This is a genomic window from Leucobacter musarum subsp. musarum (assembly GCF_001273845.1).
Classification (GTDB): Bacteria; Actinomycetota; Actinomycetes; order Actinomycetales; family Microbacteriaceae; genus Leucobacter; species Leucobacter musarum.
Map to the genome: position 1 here is coordinate 68,584 of NZ_JHBW01000111.1, position 18,623 is coordinate 87,206.

An 18,623-nucleotide genomic window follows, 5' to 3' on the forward strand; every position below is an offset into this window, starting at 1 on the left:
AACCGTTTCACCGCGGCTGCCGTAACGCTCCTCCTCGCTTTCGGAACGCTGGGAAGCCTCGGTATCAGCGCTGCGCACGCCGAGCCCGAAGCGCCTGCGGAATCCGGCGCAGTGAGCATCGACTCGGGAACGCTCGAGTGGGGGATCAAAGCATCACTGAGGAATTATGTCGGTGGGCCGTCCCCCGAGGGGCAGCTCGCCGGCACGCACGTCAGCGGCGGGGCAGCTTACGACGAGCAGAACTCGTTTACGTTCCCACTTCGTGAGGGTTCGTTCTCGGAAGACGCGGGTACCTCGGTCGCGTTTGCGGGCGAAGTGCGCATGTTGGGCTACTGCAGCGGCGCAACTGCCGAGACGTGCACGCTCAACATCTCGATCTCGGATCTCGAGATCGTGCTCGGACCCGAGACGCGCACCCTGCTCGGCAACCTCACGAGCAAGAGCGCGGTCACCGGCGAGATTGTGGATTATGGCCGCATTGCGTTCGCAGACTTGTCGCTTGAGACCGCGCAGCTTGACACCGACGGTGCGACGACGCGCTGGAGCGGTATCAGTGCGGCATTGACGGAGACGGGTGCTCAGGCGTTCGCCGGCTATTACGAGGCAGGCACGGTGCTCGATTCCATCGCGTTCGAGTACGCCGGCCCGGGGGCGCACCCCGGAGCCGAAACGTGGACGGAGCCCGGCACAGAGCTCTACACAGCCGGAAACGTGACGTCACTGGGGAGCGACGTATTGGCCTCAAGCTTCGAACGTGTGTATCCCCTCCGCGGTGGCACGCGTGTCGCAACGGTTGAATTCCATTCCCCCACCGGAGCCACGGGTACCGGAACCATGCGGATCGCGATGCGCGATGCAACGACGCTGGAAACGATCGACCAGATCGAGTTCCCTGCGATGGATAGTCGCATGCGCTCCGGATTCGACGCTGATGCAGAGAGGATCTTCTTCTCGGTGACGAGCAGTGATTCCAGCACCATCATCGACAATTCGCTGCGTGTTGCGGCGTGGGATGAAGCGGCACGAGCGTTTGTCGTCACCGAGGTCGGCGCGCTCCCGAACGACGCGGTGTGGATCGCAGATGTTGCGCTCGCAACCGCCAGCGTCCAGAGCATCGTCTGGAACCCGGTGCGTGACGAAGTGCATGTCGCGCTGCGAGGGTCCGATATCGCGAGCGAGTCGCTGAAGCAGAACGAGCTGCACAGTTTCCACCAGAACGATGACGGTTCCTGGATTGCATCTCCGGTTGAGACTCTGCCGAGCGCGAGCAACAACACGGCGGCCTATGCGGCCATGCAGGTCGAGGCGGACGGGTCACTGATCTCCCGCAAACTCGCATCCGCCCGGACCGACCGCGAACCCAACTTCACCTCGATGTGGCGACTGTCGTTCACCGATGCCGGGGTCGAAGTGGCTGACATCGCTGCGCCTCGCTACATCAACGGTCGAAACTACGTCGGCCTCGACCCGTTCATCGTGACTCAGACTGGTGTCTTCGGCGTGCGCACGGCGGCGAACGGCGGCCCGAACAGCGCTGTGCTGACCTGGAAAGACGGCGAACTGGTTCACGCTGACCACGCGCCCGATATCGGAACGTACTCGGTGAACGCACTCGCATACGACGAGCAGCGCAATCGAGTCTTCGGTGCGGCCGGCGATCGATCGACCGTCCTCGAATTCGATGATGCAGGTATTGCCAAGCGCATTGCCATCGAGGGCATGGCGACGAGCGGCATGTTCGCCGTCGCCGATGATCTGAGCGTGTACACCACCATTCGCGACGCGCAGGGCGACTACGGGTTGGTACGTTACCAGTTGAACGTTTCGCCGACGATCACTGAGCAGCCGCAGGCGCAGACCGTGACACTTGCTTCCGGCGAGACAGAGGGCGTCGCGACGTTCCGTGTCGGTGCGGAGTCGGTGCCTGAGGCCGATATCACCTGGCAACGTCGTGCCGCGGGAGCGGAGTCGTTCATCACCATCCCCGACGCTCGTGGAACCGTGCTGGAGACAGTTGTCGGCGCACACGATCACGGGGCGGAATATCGGGCGGTCGTTGCGAACCGGGCTGGAGCGATCGCCAGCGAGGCGGCAATGGTCACCGTGCGCACCGCTCCGCAGTTCTTGCAGCAGCCGGTATCGCTCTCCGTCTTCGATGGTGACACTGCGGTGTTCACTGCGACGCCGGTGAACGCGGCAGACGGCTCGCAGCGCTGGGAACGGCTGGAAGGTGAGGAGTGGGCCGAAATCGCGGAGGACTCGACCTACCAGCCCGATGGCTCGAAGCTCTCGGTTGTCGCGTCAGACGCGATCTCGGGTCAGCAGTTCCGCTCCGTGCTGACGAACAGGGTCGGCGAGAGTATCTCGGACACCGTGACCCTTACGGTCGTGCCAAAGGGGACGATCCCCGAAGGCGGATTGACCTACTCCGGCGTCGGGTTCGAGTGGGACGGCAACGCCGAGTTGCAGCGCAAGTCACCGATTGGCGAAGCCAACTATCTCAGCGCCGGGGTTTCGGACGGAACCGAGTCCAGCTACCTGGCACAGTCTGGCGGAGTGACGATCCTGCACGACACGAATGGGCAGCGCGTTGTTGCGGATTACAGCAGCCGCGAGTCGTTCCTTGCCTCAGCCGGACGACAGCTCGTGCAACTCTCCAACGGTGTGGCGAAGGTGCAGGCCGATGGCTCGGCTGTGGTCACCTGGTCCGGTTCGTGGTCGGTCAACATGTACGGCGGAATGGTGCCGTTCACGTTCACCAATCCGGTGCTCACCGTACAGTCGGATGGCACGGGCACGCTCAGTGCAGACCTCTCGGGCTACGCCGGCAGTATGGCGAATCCCGACCAGAAAACTCCGCTCGCTCCCGTGCCGAGCGCAACCGTCGCAACCTTCCAAGCGGTGAAGGTCGATGTGCTCAACGGGTTCACCGTGACCCCGGATTACCGTGGTGTCGAGGTCACCATTCCTGTGGGGTCGGACGCGGTGCAGCAGCAGCGCACCGGTGCCGACTGGGGGGCATGGCCGCAATCATTCGTTGACTTCCAGATCGCCACGGGTCTCTCTTCGTACTGGTACTCCTCTGGCGCCAACGCGGATGCGAACAAGGTGGCTCACCCGTTCCTCGTGGACTTCTCGGAAGCACGGGAAGGCGAGCCCGAGCCCACTGCGACCGCGCCGCTCGTGACGCAGCACCCACAATCGGTGTCGGCACAGGTCGGCGACCGACCCAGCTTCAGCGCCTCGGCCTCGGGTGATCCCGCACCGTCGGTGCAGTGGCAGTCGCGCCGCGTCGCGGTGACGCCCGAAGCGACGGTGGGGAACGCAGGCGCGCCGGATGCATCGGCCGATTGGGAGGATGTTGCTGAAGCGACTTCACCCACATTCACGAGCCCGCAGATCGAGGAATCGGACGCGGGAGCCGTGATCGAGTACCGTGCGGTGTTCGCAAACTCGGCGGGCAGCGTCGCGACGAATGCGGCGACGCTGGAGATCGCGCCGATCGATGCTGGGGCGGGCACCGCGTCATCGTCGTCGGATGCATCCGGTGCTGCAGGGGCCGAGGGGACCGGGGCCGACTCGCAGTCTGGCGCGAACGCTGATTCCGGATCGGCGGGCGCGGGCGCTTCGGGCGCTTCAGGCGTTGACCAGAGCGGTACGCGTGCTGCAGATGGGAGCGCTTCTGGCGCGACGGCAGATCTCGCCGCAACGGGATCGGACGGCGTGGAAGCTCTGTGGATCGCGGCAGTGCTCCTCCTTGCGGCGGGAAGCGCCGGGCTGGTGCTCGCTCGTCGGCGGGCCCTCCGAGCGTCAGCTGAGAGTTGCAACATCCGATGAAAATGGTCAGACTATACGCGGTGCTGCAGGTTAGGGGAGCCTCAGCTCAATCCGATGAGCGAGTTGCTGCGTGCGCGGCGGCCGATTTCTTGATCAGAAAAGGAGTGCGTTCTTCATGACTGCACAGAAGAGCTGGCGTCGCCTGCTCGCGACTGCGACGGTGGGGCTGCTCGCGGCCAGCGGGATCGCGCTCGCGCCGATCGCCGCGAACGCGGTAGACGCGCCGACCGTCACGGTGTCCAAGACCACTGGCATTGACCCCGCGGGTGAGACCGTCACGGTCACGGGAACCGGCTTCTTGCCGAGCGCGCCCGACACCTCGGGAACGCGCCCGCCGCTCGCCGGCAAGTTCACGGGATCGTATGTGACCTTCGGCTACTTCGCTGAGAACTGGCAGCCCTCGGGCGGAGCCGCTGGGACCGCGCGTAAGACCTATGACACGAAGTGGGCCGTCAACGCCGAAGATATGACGACGATCGGTGGCGCGAACAGCGGCGCGATCGAGCTCAAGGCCGATGGCACTTTCGAAACTCAGCTCAACATCAAGCAGGAAGACGTTTCGGCGTTGACTGCGGGCGGCCGTTTCGGCGTCTACACCTACCCCGGTGGTGGCGCAAAGTACGCGCCGTTCGAGACATACACTCCGATCACCTTCGCGGCCCCGGTCGTCACTCCGACGGTGTCGGCGACTGTCTCAGCCGCGACTGCCGCCAACGGCTTGACCGTCGATGTCGCTGCGACTGACCTGCCCGCCGATATCACCAGCACCTACGCTGCAATCATCGAGAAGGGCACCGCGGCCGCGCTCGCGGACCCGAGCAGCCCGACCGCTGCATTCGCTGTGCCGTTCCCGACCGTGTCGGCTGGTGCATCGGCTTTCTCGCTGACGGCTCCCGCCGAGAAGCTCGACCGCACGAAGCAGTACGAGGTGCTGATCTGGAAGCTGCACTCGGGTGCGACGCCGGAGAACATCTACGCAGAGCAGGATATTGAGATCACGGACACCCAGTGGGACGCGATCTTCCCTGCTCCCCAGGCGCCGAGCCCGACGGCGACCGCCACGGTGACCAACGCAACCGCGACCGGCCTCACGGTGAAGTTCGATCTCGCCAACATTGACTCGTCCACCGGCGCGTACATCTCGGTCTTCGAAAACGGCACGCTGACGAGCCTCGGTCACGAGAGCCTCGGCGTTGCGACTGACTGGCTGACCCCGGGCAAGTTCTCGAATCAGGCCGCGACCGGCACGCTGACTCTTCAGAAGGCGAAGCTGGACCGTAAGAAGACCTACCAGTTCGCGGCGTGGAAGGCCCACACCAACCCGACCGAAGACTCCGTCTACGCGCTCGGTACGCTGCAGGTGACCGCCGGCCAGTGGGACATCGTGTTCCCCACCACGACGCCGACGAACCCGACCCCGACCTTCACCGATGTGAAGACGGGCGACAAGTTCGCGAAGGAGATCACCTGGATGGCGTCCGAGGGCATTTCCACCGGCGTGAAGCAGGCCGACGGCTCGTACCAGTACCAGCCGAAGAACAACGTGACCCGCGAAGCGATGGCCGCGTTCCTCTTCCGCCAGTACGGCGACTCCAGCTACAAGGCTCCGACGACCTCGTACTTCTCGGACATCAAGCCGGGTGACAAGTTCTACAAGGAGATCTCGTGGATGTACGCGAATAAGGTCTCGACCGGCGTGAAGCAGCCGAGCGGCAAGCCCGCGTACCAGGCCAAGTCGGGTATCACCCGCGAGGCGATGGCTGCGTTCATGTTCCGTCTCGATAAGAACACGAAGCCTGCCACTCCGAAGACGTCGCCGTTCTCGGACGTCTCGACGGGCGACAAGTTCTACAAGGAGATCGCGTGGATGTCGACCAGCGGTCTGTCGACGGGCATCAAGCAGCCCAGCGGCAAGCCGGCATACGCGTCGAAGAGCAATGTTACGCGCGAAGCGATGGCTGCGTTCCTCTACCGAGCCGATAAGTAACTCGCGTCACTGACGAACGGGTGGGTGCTGCCTCTGCAGCGCCCGCCCGTTCTGTCGGTTTCCCGGTTCCAAAACTTGCATCATCTGACGTATGCAGGCAGACTGGATCGAGGAACTTAGGTAACCCTCACTTGTGTCTGATGCTTTCTAGCTCGATCGTGCAGGGCCCGAGTCCCCGTCGATGTCGTCTCTCTAAGGATTCTTTGTGTCTGCACGCCCGCGTCTGCTCCAGGTCTCCACGATCGTTCTCGCCGTCGCACTAGTCCTCGGCGGCCCGTTTGCCGGGGCGGCCGCTTGGGCCGAACCGAGTCTGGGCGAGAGTGCCGTTGCCGAAACCGACACTGCGACTCCGCTCGTGGATCCGGAAGTCGACGCGGCCCCCGCTGAGGGCTCGCAGTCGACCGGGGAGCCGGCGCCTGATGCACCCAGTGGAGCGGAGGGCGTCGACGTCGCCGATTCCGTCGGCACTGAGGGCGAAGCCGGCACTAGTGCCACCGGCGAGACGTCTGAGGCAGCAGAAGTGCCCGAGTCGAGCAACGCGCCGGCGGTTGAGCAGCCTGCCGCTGCAGCACCCATTGCGGTGGATGCCGGGTCCGTTGCCTGGGACTTCGCGAGCGCTTCGCAGAAGACTGACATGCAGGTCACGGCACTGGGCGATGTAGCCGAGGCGCCGACATCGGAGGCTCTCGTATGGAACGGTGGCACCGGCCAGTTCACCGAGTCGACCGGGTCATTCGAGCTCGCATTCGACGACGCCGATGGCGTGCACCTCGAAGCGATCGACGCCGATACTGACGCCGACGTCACGCATGTGCGGCTCGTGTCGACCGACGGTGCGACGGCGCAGCTGTTGGCCGACATCACTCCGAGTGATGATGCACTGGCAGTCGCGCGTGACGTCGTGCTGACGACCTTCCCAGTGACGTACGCGATGGAATCGGGTACTGCCCACTGGTCTGTGGACTCGCTCATGCTCTCCGGCGCCGGGGCATCAGCGCTCGGCGCCGGCTGGTCGGCTGATGACGCGCTCGGCCGCCTCACCATCACTTCTGCGGCTGCAGCCACTGCAGCTCCTGGCCTCCCCGCATCAGACGAGCCGGCACCGCAGCAGACCACGCTCGCACTCACTGCGCGAGCCACGTCGGTCGTCGAGGGGTCGGCGATCGCGGTGCAAGCGTCGGTTGCTCCGACAACTGCGTCGGGTGAGGTGCGGTTCAGTGTCGACGGGGTCGAGCAGCAGCAGGCGGTCGTCGTCGATACGGGCGTAGCGAAAGCCTCACTGAAGCTCGGCGTGGGTGAGCACCAGATCGAAGCCTCGTTTGCTCCGACCGACACCGCTAAGTTCTCGGCATCCAAGTCTCAGTCGCTCAAGGTGACGGTGACGCCGAAGGTGGTCGATGTCGATATCACCTCGGCGCAGCTCACCTGGGGGGTCAAAGCTTCGTTCCGCAACTACATCTACAACTTCACGGCCTTCGAGGGACGCAGCCGTTTGCTCGGCACGACGAAGCAGCCCGTGGCAAAAAGCGAGTTCGTGTGGAGCGGCGGCGCGGGCTCGGTGAAGTCCGATGCGAGTTCGGCGACTGCAGCGTTCGGGGCGAAGAACGGCGTGCATTTCGAATCGCACCCGATGGAGGGCGGCTACGCGCTCGACCTGCAGTTCACGAACCCGCAGGTGGAAGTATCGGCGAACGGATCGGGCAAGCTGTACCTCGATGTGAAGAGCCGCAAATTCGAAGGTATGGACGCCATCAGTTCCACCTACTTTGACGAAAAGAAGGTGCACGTCGGCAATATCCAGTTCTCCGGAGCGACGATTTCCGGGAAGACGACGACGTGGTCGACGGCCCCCGTCACGTTGACGAAGATCGGTGCCGAAGAAGCCTTCGGTGGCTTCTACGAGTCAGGTCAGGAACTCGACCCCATCACGCTCTCGGTCAACACCGAGCAGGTCATTACCTCTGCGACGCCGACGTCGACGTCGCTCGCGGCCTCGGCTTCGAAGGTGACCGTCGGTTCGGATGTCACCGTCACCGCCACGACGAAACCGAGCAAGGTTGCTGGTCAGGTAACGTTCTCGGCAGCAGGAAAGCAGCTCGGTTCCGCCGTATCGTCGCGCAACGGCGCGGCGAAGGCAACGGTGAGCCTTCCCGTTGGCATTCATTCCATCACGGCGACGTTCACCCCGAAGAGCGCGGATTACGGTCGTTCCGTCTCGTCGCCGGTGAGTGTGACGGTCGTGGGCGAAACACCGGAGAAGCCTCCGGTGACCACTCCCACGGGTGCATCGGGCACGGCCGCGGGGTCGCTGTCATGGAGTGTCTCTGACGCCTTCATCGCCTACACGACCTGCGCGAATAAAGAAGCGTTTGGCTACTCGCACTGCGCGAAGGGGAGTATCGAGACCAGCGGCGTCGGAGCGGGGTATCTCTTCCCGCAGGCGTCGGGATCGAACTGGGATGCGGCGACGCAGACCGGCACGGTCACGTATAGCGGCGCCGTGTCATTCCTCGGCTACGGCATGACCATGTTCAACGTCTCGAACCCCTCGATCACCGTGACCGGGCCGACGAGTGCGACGCTCTCGACCGGCAACACGACGTCGTTCGGTGCCTCGAGCTACCAGCTCGATCTCGGCAGCGCATCGAAGTCGGTTGGAGCGAACGGTGAGGTCACGTGGAGCGGCGTGCCGGTCATTGGTTCGCTCAGCAGCGGCGGTGCCGGCGGCAGCGGAAACCAGTCGATCGGGCTCGACGCACTGACCTTTACCGTGGGTTCGGTGTCGCAGGTGTCGTACGGCTCGACGGAGTCGGGCGCTGACAAGAAGACCTACACGCCGGCTGCTTCGGCTCCCGCGACCACGGGCGTCACGGTGCTCACCGATGCCGACAAGATCAAGCCAGGCGGGCGCATCGAGATCGAGGCCTCCGGGTTCGATAAGGACGACGAGGGCGTGCTGGTCGTGCTCTACTCCGATCCGATCGTGCTCGACGACGCCGCGAAGGCTGATAAGAATGGGGTCGTGCGCTGGTCGGGAACTCTGCCGAAAGACGTGACCGGCACGCACACGATCACCATTCAGGGCAGTTCGAACGCGGGCGCCGTGATTGACATCGTCGAGCCGAAAAAGAAGAAGAAGGCTTCCCAGTCTCAGGCGGAGGAAAGCGCGCAGGCGCTCGAAGCGCAGGCGGTGCAGGATCGCGCGATGGCCGCCGGGTTCCTCCCGACCGCGGGCGGCATGGCACTCTGGGAGTGGTGGGCGAGCGCAGGCGGCCTCGTCGCGATCGCTGCCTGCATGACTCTTCTCGCGATCCGTCAACGTCGGAACGCTCAGTGACGCGCATCATTGACGCGCCCGTCCACTCCATTCCCGCACTTCAGAACTCAGGAGATCCATCCGTGAACGCCCGAATCCGCCGCTCCGGCGCCCTCCTCGCCGGGGCTGCAATGATCGGCGGGCTGCTGCTCGCCCCGACCGCGGCTCAGGCGCAGCCGGTACGCGCTGAGAATGCCGCCTCCGGCGCCTGCGAGGTCACCGGTGGATCGTTTACCTGGGGAGTCAAAGAGAGCTTCCGCGCCTACATCAGCGGCAGCATCGCCAACGGATCGTGGGAAGAGTCAGACGGAGCGACCTACGAAACCCCGTACTTCTCGTGGGGCGGGGCGACGGGCAGCATCGATCCTGAGACCGGAGAAGGCGCCGTGTCGTTCACGGGCACGGTGCACTTCACCGGACACGATGGCGTGCTCGACCTCACGCTCGCGAACCCGACCATCGAGTTCGAGGGCGACGGCAAAGCGGCACTGCTGCTCGATGCGCGCAGCAACGACATGGAGGGCAAGGTCGCGATCGACGCGACGCAGGAGTGGGTCGGCGACGTTACGGTGCCGGATCAGCTCGGCGTGAGCGACAACGCGCTGCAGCTGCAAGACCTGCCCACGAAGCTCACGAATTCAGGGGCGAAGGCGTTCGCCGGATTCTACGAGGCCGACATCGATCTCGACCCGATCGCGGTCGACCTGCAGTTCGCGAGCTGCGCGGATTCTGCCGGTGGGGCAGTCGCCGCAGCCGACGCTGGCGATGCGGACGAGAGCGATGCCGCGGCCACGACCGACGCCCCGGTGGCGACGCAGACTCCCGCACCGGTGCAGGCGTCGAACGACATCCCCTGGCTTCCGATCATCATCGGCGGCGTCGCGATCCTCGTGATCGGTGTCACCGGCGGCATCCTGCTCGGTGGGCGCAAGCCGAAGCCCGCAGCGCCGGCCGCCGCCCCGCAGTCGGAGGCGCCGCAGCAGCCGAACCCGCAGGCGACCGACAAGCTGTTCGGAGACCAGCAGTGATCCGCGGTCGACGCATCCCGGCAACGGCAGCGGCGATCCTGAGCGCTGCACTGCTGCTCGCAGGGTGCTCAACTGCCGGAAACGGTGGGGGAGATGCGGCCTCGGGTGCGTCTGCGCAGCCCTCGGTGCCGCTCGCCGAGTTGCAGACGCTCGACGACCCGAAGGCGTATGAGGGGCCCTCGACGGCGGTGCTGCAGCACTCCGAGATCGAGCCGATTGCCGAGAACCCGGTGCAGACGCTGCCCGCCACCGTACCGTCGTACGCGACCGACGGATCGAGCAGCGACGTCGTCATCGAGTCGACCGACAAGGTCGTTGCCGCTGATCTCGGCGGCAACATTTCCGTGACGATCGCCGGCCTCGGCTTCGCCGACAGCCTCGTCGGCGTCGATCAGTCGACCACGCTTGAGAGCCTGAGCGATCTGCCGCGGGTGACCAGTGGGGGCCACACGGTGAACGCCGAGGCGATCATCGACCTGCACCCCGACCTCGTGATCACCGACGGCACGGTCGGCCCGCGCGACGTGATCGAGCAGCTCCAAGACGTGGGCATCCAGGTGGTCTTCGTGCAGAACGAGGCTTCGTTTGCCGGTGCCGAGGATCTCGCGCGGCAGGTCGCTGCGATCTACGGCAGCCCCGAGACCGGGGAGCAGCTCGCTCAGCGCATCACGAGCGAGGTCGTCGCAAAGAAGGCGGAGATCGCGAAGATCGCTCCGGCGAATGCCGACGGTAAGCTGCGCATCGCGTTCGTCTACCTGCGCGGCACCGCCGGCGTGTACTACCTCTTCGGCAAGGAGTCGGGAGCCGACCAGCTGATCGAGGCGCTCGGTGGAGTCGACGTCGCCACCGACATGGGCTGGGACGGCATGAAGCCGATGACCGACGAGGCGCTCGTGAAAGCGAACCCGGATCTCATCCTCGTGATGACGAAGGGCATCGAGTCGGTCGGCGGCGTCGACGGACTGCTCGAGGAGAAGCCGGCCATCGCCGTGACCACCGCGGGCGAGCACCGTCGGTTCGTCGATATGGAAGACGGCACGATCCTCTCATTCGGACCGCGCTCGGCTGACATTCTCGACGCCCTCGCCCGGGCGATCTACGCGCCCGCGGCCGAATAGGCCGGCACCCGCCTGCGCGTCGCGGCGCCGATACAATAGAACACTGTGTCGGCGCCCACGCGGCTCCAGCGGCACTTTCGGCTCACGCCGCTCCCACCGCACAGAAAGCATCACGTGACGAACGCCACCCAACGGATCCTCGGTCGCCGCAGCGCGGGCCGCGGAGCCATCGTCATCATCGCGGCGGCGATCCTGCTCGCGATCGGCATCGTGCTCTCCGCCGGAATGGGGCAGCTCTCGATCGGGCCCGCTGAGGTCATCGGCTCCATTCTGCAGAAGCTCGGGATCACCAACGGTTGGGCGCCCACCGACGATCTGATGGATCGCACGCTGTGGCAGATCCGCTTCCCGCGCGTCGTCATGTCGTTGCTTGTCGGTGCAGCACTCGCAGTTGCGGGCGCCGTGATGCAGGCGATCTTCGGCAACCCGCTCGCGGAGCCCGGCGTCGTCGGCGTGTCATCGGGCGCAGCGCTGGGCGCCTCGGCGTCGATCACGCTCGGCGTCACCGCGTTCGGCAACTGGACGGTCGCGGTCTTCGCGTTCGCCGGCGGGCTCGCGGCCACCCTCATCGTCTACCTCACCGCGCGGGCCCAGGGGCGCACCGAGATCGTCACGCTGCTGCTGACCGGTGTCGCGATCAACGCGTTCGCCGGGGCCGGTATGGCCCTCTTCACCTTCATCGGCGACACCGCCAGCCGCGAGCAGATCGTATTCTGGCAGCTCGGGTCGCTCAACGGTTCGCGCTGGAACGAAGTCGTCATCGTGGCGGTCGTGGCCGCGATTGCCGCGTTCGTGGCGATCCTGCTTGCCGACCAATACGACCTGCTCTCCCTCGGAGATCGCACCGCGGCCCACCTCGGCGTGCGCGTGGAGCGCCTGCGCATCGTGTCGATTGTGCTCGTGTCGCTGCTGACGGGCGTCGGCGTCGCATTCGTCGGGGTCATCTCGTTCGTGGGTCTCGTCGTGCCGCACCTGATGCGCATGATTCTGGGGCCATCGCATCGTATGCTGCTGCTGGCCTCACTGCTCGGCGGTGGCGTGCTGCTGATCTACGCTGACCTGCTGGCGCGCACCCTCGTCGACGGCGCAGACCTGCCGATCGGCATGCTCACGTCGCTCGTCGGCGGGCCGTTCTTCTTCTGGCTGATCCGCCGCAATCGCAAACGCGCAGGAGGATGGGCATGAGTGTCTCGACGACTCCGGAGCCCCGCCCCGGCGAGGTCGCACAGCAGGTCACCGGTGTGAGCTATCACGTCGGTGAGCTGGCGATCCTCTCCAACGTGACACTCGATGTGCGCTACGGCGAGGTACTCGCGCTCGTCGGCCCGAACGGTGCAGGGAAGTCGACGCTGCTCAGCGTGCTGTGCGGCGATGTGACTCCGAGCGCTGGATCCGTGACGTTTGACGACCGGGCCATGCACGCGTGGCCCGCGCGCGAACTGGCCCGCGCCCGTGCGGTGCTGCTGCAGGCGAACCAGGTGGCGTTCTCGTTCACCGCGCAGCAGGTCATCGACATGGGGCGCGCACCGTGGATCGGCACACCCCAATCCGATGACGATGAACGCGCGATCCACGATGCCACCGTCGCGGCAGATGTGTCTCACCTCACCGGTCGCGGGTTTCCGCATCTCTCCGGTGGCGAGAAAGCGCGAGTCTCGCTCGCTCGTGTGCTCGCTCAGGAGACCCGCGTCGTGCTGCTCGACGAACCGACGGCAGCGCTCGACCTCAAGCACCAGGAAGCCGTGCTGCAGATCGCGCGGCAGCTCGCTGCAGCAGGTCGCGCCGTCATCGTCGTGCTCCACGATCTGTCGCTCGCCGGTGCCTACGCCGACGAGGTCGCGATCCTCGCGGGCGGTGCGCTCGTCGCACGCGGTACGCCCGGTGCGGTGCTCACCGAGCAGCGCATCGCCGACGTCTACGGTGCACCCGTGCGGGTGATCCCGGACCCCGACACGGGGCGACCGATTGTGATTCCGCGCCGCAATCACTGATCCTGTCATCGAACTGGCAGGTCGCGACAGGTAGTGTGGGGGCATCTCGCCCCGCGAGCGGCGTGCGAAGAACACAGCAGTAACGAACCCAGACGAAGGAAACCCGAGTGGCGCAACGGACCGGTGTGGATGTATCACGTCTCAGTGCCCGTCAGACGTACCCGGAAGACCGGTTCGATCGGCTGAAGCGTACCGGCCGAGTCGGTGCGCATCGCGTCACCGCGCGCCCCCGCTACATCTGGCAGTACCTCATCGCCGGGCTCCTCGGGTTTGCCGTGCTTACCACGCTCGGCATCCTCGCCGTGCAGGGCATCGGCGGCACCGGCAAGCTCTCCCTCGGGCCTTCCAGTGGGTCCTCCGGATCCTCGAGCGCACAGGTCACCGCAGAGCTCGACCCGACGGCGACGGTGGCGATCCTCAACGGTACGCCCACGCAGTATCTGGCTGCCGCTCTCGACACGATTGTGACCGAGCAGCAGTGGGGCTCGATCGAGTTCTCGGGGAGCGCCGCGACCGCCGACGTGGCCATCTCCGCGGTGTTCTATTCCGATCCGGCCGATGCTCCGGCCGCCGCGGGTCTTGCCGAGAAACTCGGCGGAGTCTCCACGTATACGTCGTCCGATTACGAGAAGTACGGCGTGCGGCTCGTGGTGCTGCTCGGCGCCGACTACAAGGGGCCCGGCATCGATGAAGCCGCGCAGCTCGCCGCGAATGGGGGCGACGCGACCGCTGACACCACTGCCGAGGCAGAGATCGAGGGTGATGCGACGGGCGCGACTCAGCGGGAAGTGAACCCCGCGACGGGCAACGAGATCAACCCGGACACGGGCCTCGACATCGACCCGACGACGGGGTGGGACATTGATGTCGCCACGGGATGGCCGATCGACCCGGCGACGGGTCTGGCGACTGATCCGTCGACGATTGCCGCCGCAGCCGACGCGACGGCCGCGCAGTAGACGCGCCTGCGACCGCCCGAATCTGTTTGCGGAGTGTTCGCTCAGCGCGAGCACGACCGCTTGCACTCACTGGGTGGGAGTGCCAAGATTGGTGTTAGCAGTCGATCCGACTGAGTGCTAAACATCTGTGCGCGGGCGCCTCGCGTCGGCACGATGATGACCACATCTCGAACGTCCGGGAGGGGCGAAATACATGGCAAAGATCATTGCGTTTGATGAGGAAGCGCGTCGTGGACTCGAGCGGGGCCTGAACATCCTCGCCGACGCCGTGAAGGTGACGCTCGGCCCGCGCGGCCGCAACGTCGTACTGGAGAAGAAGTGGGGCGCTCCCACGATCACCAACGACGGTGTTTCCATCGCCAAGGAGATCGAGCTCGACGATCCCTACGAGAAGATCGGTGCGGAGCTCGTCAAGGAGGTCGCGAAGAAGACCGACGACGTCGCAGGCGACGGCACCACCACCGCGACCGTGCTCGCTCAGGCGCTCGTGCGCGAGGGCCTCCGCAATGTGTCGGCCGGTAGCGACCCCATCGCGATCAAGAAGGGCATCGAGAAAGCTGTTGCAGCTGTCTCGGCGAAGCTCCTCGAGAACGCTCAGGAGATCGAGACCACCGATCAGATCGCGGCAACCGCGTCGATCTCGGCCGCTGACGAGCAGATCGGCAAGCTGATCGCCGAGGCAATCGACAAGGTCGGCAAGGAAGGCGTCGTCACCGTCGAGGAGTCGAACACCTTCGGCACCGAGCTCGAGCTGACCGAGGGCATGCGCTTCGACAAGGGCTACCTGTCGGCGTACTTCGTCACCGACGCCGATCGCCAGGAGGCGGTCTTCGAGGATCCCTACATCCTCATCGTCAACAGCAAGGTCTCGAACATCAAGGACCTGCTCCCCGTCGTCGATCCCGTGATCCAGTCGGGCAAGCAGCTCCTCATCCTTGCTGAGGACGTCGAAGGCGAAGCACTCGCCACCCTCGTGCTCAACAAGATCCGCGGCATCTTCAAGTCGGCTGCGGTCAAGGCTCCCGGCTTCGGCGATCGTCGCAAGGCCATGCTGCAGGACATCGCGATCCTCACCGGCGGACAGGTCATCTCGGAAGAGGTCGGCCTCAAGCTCGAGAACGCGACGCTCGACATGCTCGGCACCGCGCGCAAGGTCATCATCACCAAGGACGAGACCACCATCGTTCAGGGCGGCGGCGACGAAGAGGCGATCCAGGGCCGCGTGACCCAGATCCGCCGCGAGATCGACAACACCGACAGCGACTACGATCGCGAGAAGCTCCAGGAGCGCCTCGCGAAGCTCGCCGGTGGCGTGGCCGTCATCAAGGCTGGCGCTGCGACCGAAGTCGAGCTCAAGGAGCGCAAGCACCGCATCGAGGACGCCGTTCGCAACGCGAAGGCAGCCGTCGAAGAGGGCGTTCTCGCTGGTGGCGGCGTCGCGCTGATCCAGGCCGGCAAGGACGTCTTCGGCGCGCTCGAGCTCTCGGGTGACGAGGCTGTGGGCGCCAAGATCGTGCAGACCGCTATCGAGGCACCGCTGCGCCAGATCGCGCTGAACGCAGGCCTCGAGCCCGGCGTCGTGGCAGATCGCGTCGCGAACCTGCCCATCGGCCACGGCCTGAACGCCGCAACCGGCGAGTACGGCGACCTCGTGGCCCAGGGCATCCTGGACCCGGCCAAGGTCACCCGCTCGGCGCTGCAGAACGCTGCGTCGATCGCCGGACTGTTCCTCACCACCGAGGCCGTCGTCGCCGACAAGCCGGAGCCGGCTTCGGCTGCTCCCGCCGGTGACCCGACCGGTGGCATGGACTTCTAAGTCCAATCCTCCTCACTGAGGGGTCGCGCCTGCGGGCGCGGCCCCTCAGTGCGTTTGTGGGTGTGAATGAGGTTGGCTGCCGGTGTGAGCTTGGCTGTCGGATCGGCCTTCGTTGCCGACCCGACCCTTGCGTTCGCCTAAGACATCTACCGTCGCGCAGGAGAAATTGCGCCACACGGTCTTCTGGCGGCGAAGAGACCTGCACCATCGAATATCTCCGGTGCGATGAAAGCCGCAGTCGTCCCTCCCCAATGCGCGGTTCATAGATCGCGTGCCAATCTCTCCACAGATCAGGGAAGAGCGAGATCGGAGTAGCCTGACGGGCTGCAGGCTGGAGCGATGGAACTCCAGGCTGAAATGCGACGTGCGGGAGGCGTGATCCGCGCACGTGAACTCTTCGAACGCGGTATCACCGTTCACCAGTTGCGCACCGCCTGCGCGCGGCGGCAGGTGGTGCGCCCTGCGCGTGGCTGGGTGGCCTTGCCGGATGCCGACTCCGACCTCGTGCACGCACTGCAACACGGCATGTCCATCACATGCGTGTCTTTGGCGCAGAGGCTCGGGCTCTGGGTGCGCCACGCAGATCAACCGCATCTTGCGGCGCGGTCACCGCACGCACACGCACAGGCCGACTGTGGCACGGTGCATTGGGGGCGCCCAGTCTTTCGGAGGGAACCCTTTGCTGTGGTCGACTCGATCGAGAATGCGTTGAACTATATAGCAAGATGCCAGCCGTACGAAGAGGCGCTCGCAATCTGGGAGTCGGCGTTGCAGCAGGAATTGGTGTCAAAGGATGCTCTCGTAAGGCTCCCGTACCGCGGCACAGCTCGGCGCATTCTCGAAGCGTGCACGCTGTTCTCCGGTTCAGGGCTGGAAAGCTACGTCCTTCGGCGACTCAGAGCGCTGCGGCTGCATGTCGTGCCTCAGGCTTGGGTACTCGGGCGCCGGGTGGATTTCCTGATTGAGCGGAACGTTTTCTGGAAGTCGATGGCGCGACGCATACAGGCCGCCAGCGCGATCGCGATAATGTCTCAGACGTGCGCCACGCGCTTGCCGGGTATGTGGTTATTCGAGTGTCGTACCGTCAAATCTTCGAAGACTGGCCCGAGGTGCAGCGTCTCATCATGGCAGCGTGCTCACAGTGCTGACCCTGCGGAGTCAATGCTCGGAGTCACAAGTTGGGCGTGTGGTCGAGCAGGGCAGCTCAACTCGCATCTCGTCGCAGCGGAGAAATCTCGTTATGCGGAGGTCGTGCCGGGCGGTTTCAGGTGGTCGTTGCAACACCCCCTCTTACAGGAGGTCGAGCACCCCTCATGACCCGTCGCAGCAAATACACCACCGAACAGATCAACACCTTTTGGGCGGGCATCGCGCAAGGACTCACCACGATCGATGCCGCAGCCCAAGCAGCATGCACTCGGGCATGGGGCGAGCGCGCGTTCCGGGATGCTGGAGGCATGATCCCGGCCCCGCGCATCAGTGATTCTGACCGTTACCTGTTTCGGATTGAACGCGAACAGATCCTGATCGGGATCACTCGAGGAGACTCGATTCGTGCGATCGCGAGAACCATCGGTCGTGCCCCGTCAACAGTGCTCCGCGAGCAACGCCGCAATCGGGGCAAGTTCCCGATGTATCGGCCCACACGGACCACGAAACCTGTACGTCAACATCAGTGGTATTCCGCGGTGACCGCGCACGCGCTTGCAGAACATCGCCGTCGCCGCCCGAGGCTTTCCAAGATTGCACGTAACCCGCGTTTAGCAAGCGAAGTCGAACGGCTTCTCCGCAACAAGTTTTCACCGGTGCAGGTCATGCAACGATTGCGTATGGACTTCCCCGACGACCCGACCATGCAGGTCTCGCATGAAGCGATCTACCGGTCGATCTTTGTGCAGGGCAAAGGCGAACTCAGACGAGAGCTGGCTGCGTGTTTGCGGAGCGGGAAAGCTGCCCGGATGCCCCGGCAGCGAGGCCAACGTCATATTCGTTCGTCTCGGGGGCGGATCACTGACATGGTGATGATCTCCGAGCGCCCCGCGGAAGTAGAGGATCGTGCGGTCCCGGGCCATTGGGAAGGTGATCTGATCGTGGGGCGGGCAGGGAAAAGCCAGATCGGGACTTTGGTGGAGCGTTCGACCCGGTTCGTGATGCTGCTGCACTTACCCCGCAAGCGTGACGCGTGGACGGTGTCGGAGCAGATGATTTTACGGATGCGTGATCTGCCTGAGCGGTTGCGGTTGAGTGTGACCTGGGATCAGGGCAAAGAGCTCGCCCTGCATCAGCGAGTCACGGCTGGGGTCGGGTTGCGTGACGGCGTGTTTTTCTGTGATCCGCACTCGCCCTGGCAGCGGGGCACGAACGAGAACACGAACGGGTTGCTGCGACAGTACTTCCCGAAAGGAACGGCGCTGAGCCGCTACTCGCAGGCAGATCTCGACGCGGTTGCTGACGAGATGAATCAGCGTCCCCGTCAAACGTTGGGGTGGCAGACCCCGGCAGAAGCGTTGGAAGCGTTACTGTCGGACTCGTCACCGTTATCGGGTGTTGCAACGACCACCTGAAACCGCC

11 protein-coding genes are annotated in these 18,623 nt (G+C 65.0%); all 11 read left to right on the forward strand.

Features of this window, described 5'->3' with window-relative positions; all coding sequences use genetic code 11:
* The first annotated feature begins 111 nt into the window (after positions 1–111).
* The 11 genes from CH42_RS15735 (at position 112) to CH42_RS15785 (ending at position 18,616) form a co-directional block, all read left to right on the forward strand.
* Entirely contained in the window at positions 112–3,837 is a 3,726-nt protein-coding gene (locus CH42_RS15735; RefSeq protein WP_162231105.1) for an HtaA domain-containing protein, read from the forward strand.
* A gap of 115 nt (positions 3,838–3,952) precedes the next feature.
* Positions 3,953–5,824, forward strand: coding sequence for an S-layer homology domain-containing protein (locus tag CH42_RS15740; protein WP_053354156.1), 1,872 nt, complete (start codon positions 3,953–3,955; stop codon positions 5,822–5,824).
* A gap of 205 nt (positions 5,825–6,029) precedes the next feature.
* A complete protein-coding gene (locus tag CH42_RS15745; RefSeq protein WP_053354157.1) occupies positions 6,030–9,161 on the forward strand; it encodes an HtaA domain-containing protein in 3,132 nt (1,043 codons plus the stop codon).
* 62 nt (positions 9,162–9,223) lie between these two features.
* Entirely contained in the window at positions 9,224–10,168 is a 945-nt protein-coding gene (locus CH42_RS15750) for an HtaA domain-containing protein (protein WP_156322622.1), read from the forward strand.
* Entirely contained in the window at positions 10,165–11,286 is a 1,122-nt protein-coding gene (locus tag CH42_RS15755) for a heme/hemin ABC transporter substrate-binding protein (RefSeq protein ID WP_239684087.1), read from the forward strand. The genes CH42_RS15750 and CH42_RS15755 overlap by 4 nt, the downstream gene beginning before the upstream one ends.
* Positions 11,287–11,400: 114 nt before the next feature.
* On the forward strand, positions 11,401–12,471 hold the full coding sequence (locus CH42_RS15760; protein WP_156322623.1) for a FecCD family ABC transporter permease: 1,071 nt from the start codon (positions 11,401–11,403) through the stop codon (positions 12,469–12,471).
* A complete protein-coding gene (locus tag CH42_RS15765; protein ID WP_053354170.1) occupies positions 12,468–13,277 on the forward strand; it encodes a heme ABC transporter ATP-binding protein in 810 nt (269 codons plus the stop codon). The genes CH42_RS15760 and CH42_RS15765 overlap by 4 nt, the downstream gene beginning before the upstream one ends.
* 125 nt (positions 13,278–13,402) lie before the next feature.
* A complete protein-coding gene (locus CH42_RS15770) occupies positions 13,403–14,236 on the forward strand; it encodes a LytR C-terminal domain-containing protein (RefSeq protein ID WP_239684088.1) in 834 nt (277 codons plus the stop codon).
* A gap of 193 nt (positions 14,237–14,429) precedes the next feature.
* Positions 14,430–16,052: a chaperonin GroEL gene (gene groL / locus CH42_RS15775; RefSeq protein WP_053354160.1), complete on the forward strand. Its 1,623-nt coding sequence runs from the start codon at positions 14,430–14,432 to the stop codon at positions 16,050–16,052.
* Between the two features lie 1,037 nt (positions 16,053–17,089).
* Complete coding sequence (locus tag CH42_RS16990; RefSeq protein WP_239684089.1) at positions 17,090–17,200, forward strand: hypothetical protein; 111 nt, start codon at positions 17,090–17,092, stop codon at positions 17,198–17,200.
* Between the two features lie 165 nt (positions 17,201–17,365).
* Positions 17,366–18,616 (forward strand): IS30 family transposase, encoded by a 1,251-nt coding sequence (locus CH42_RS15785; protein ID WP_053354161.1) that lies wholly within the window; start codon positions 17,366–17,368, stop codon positions 18,614–18,616.
* Positions 18,617–18,623 lie beyond the last annotated feature (7 nt).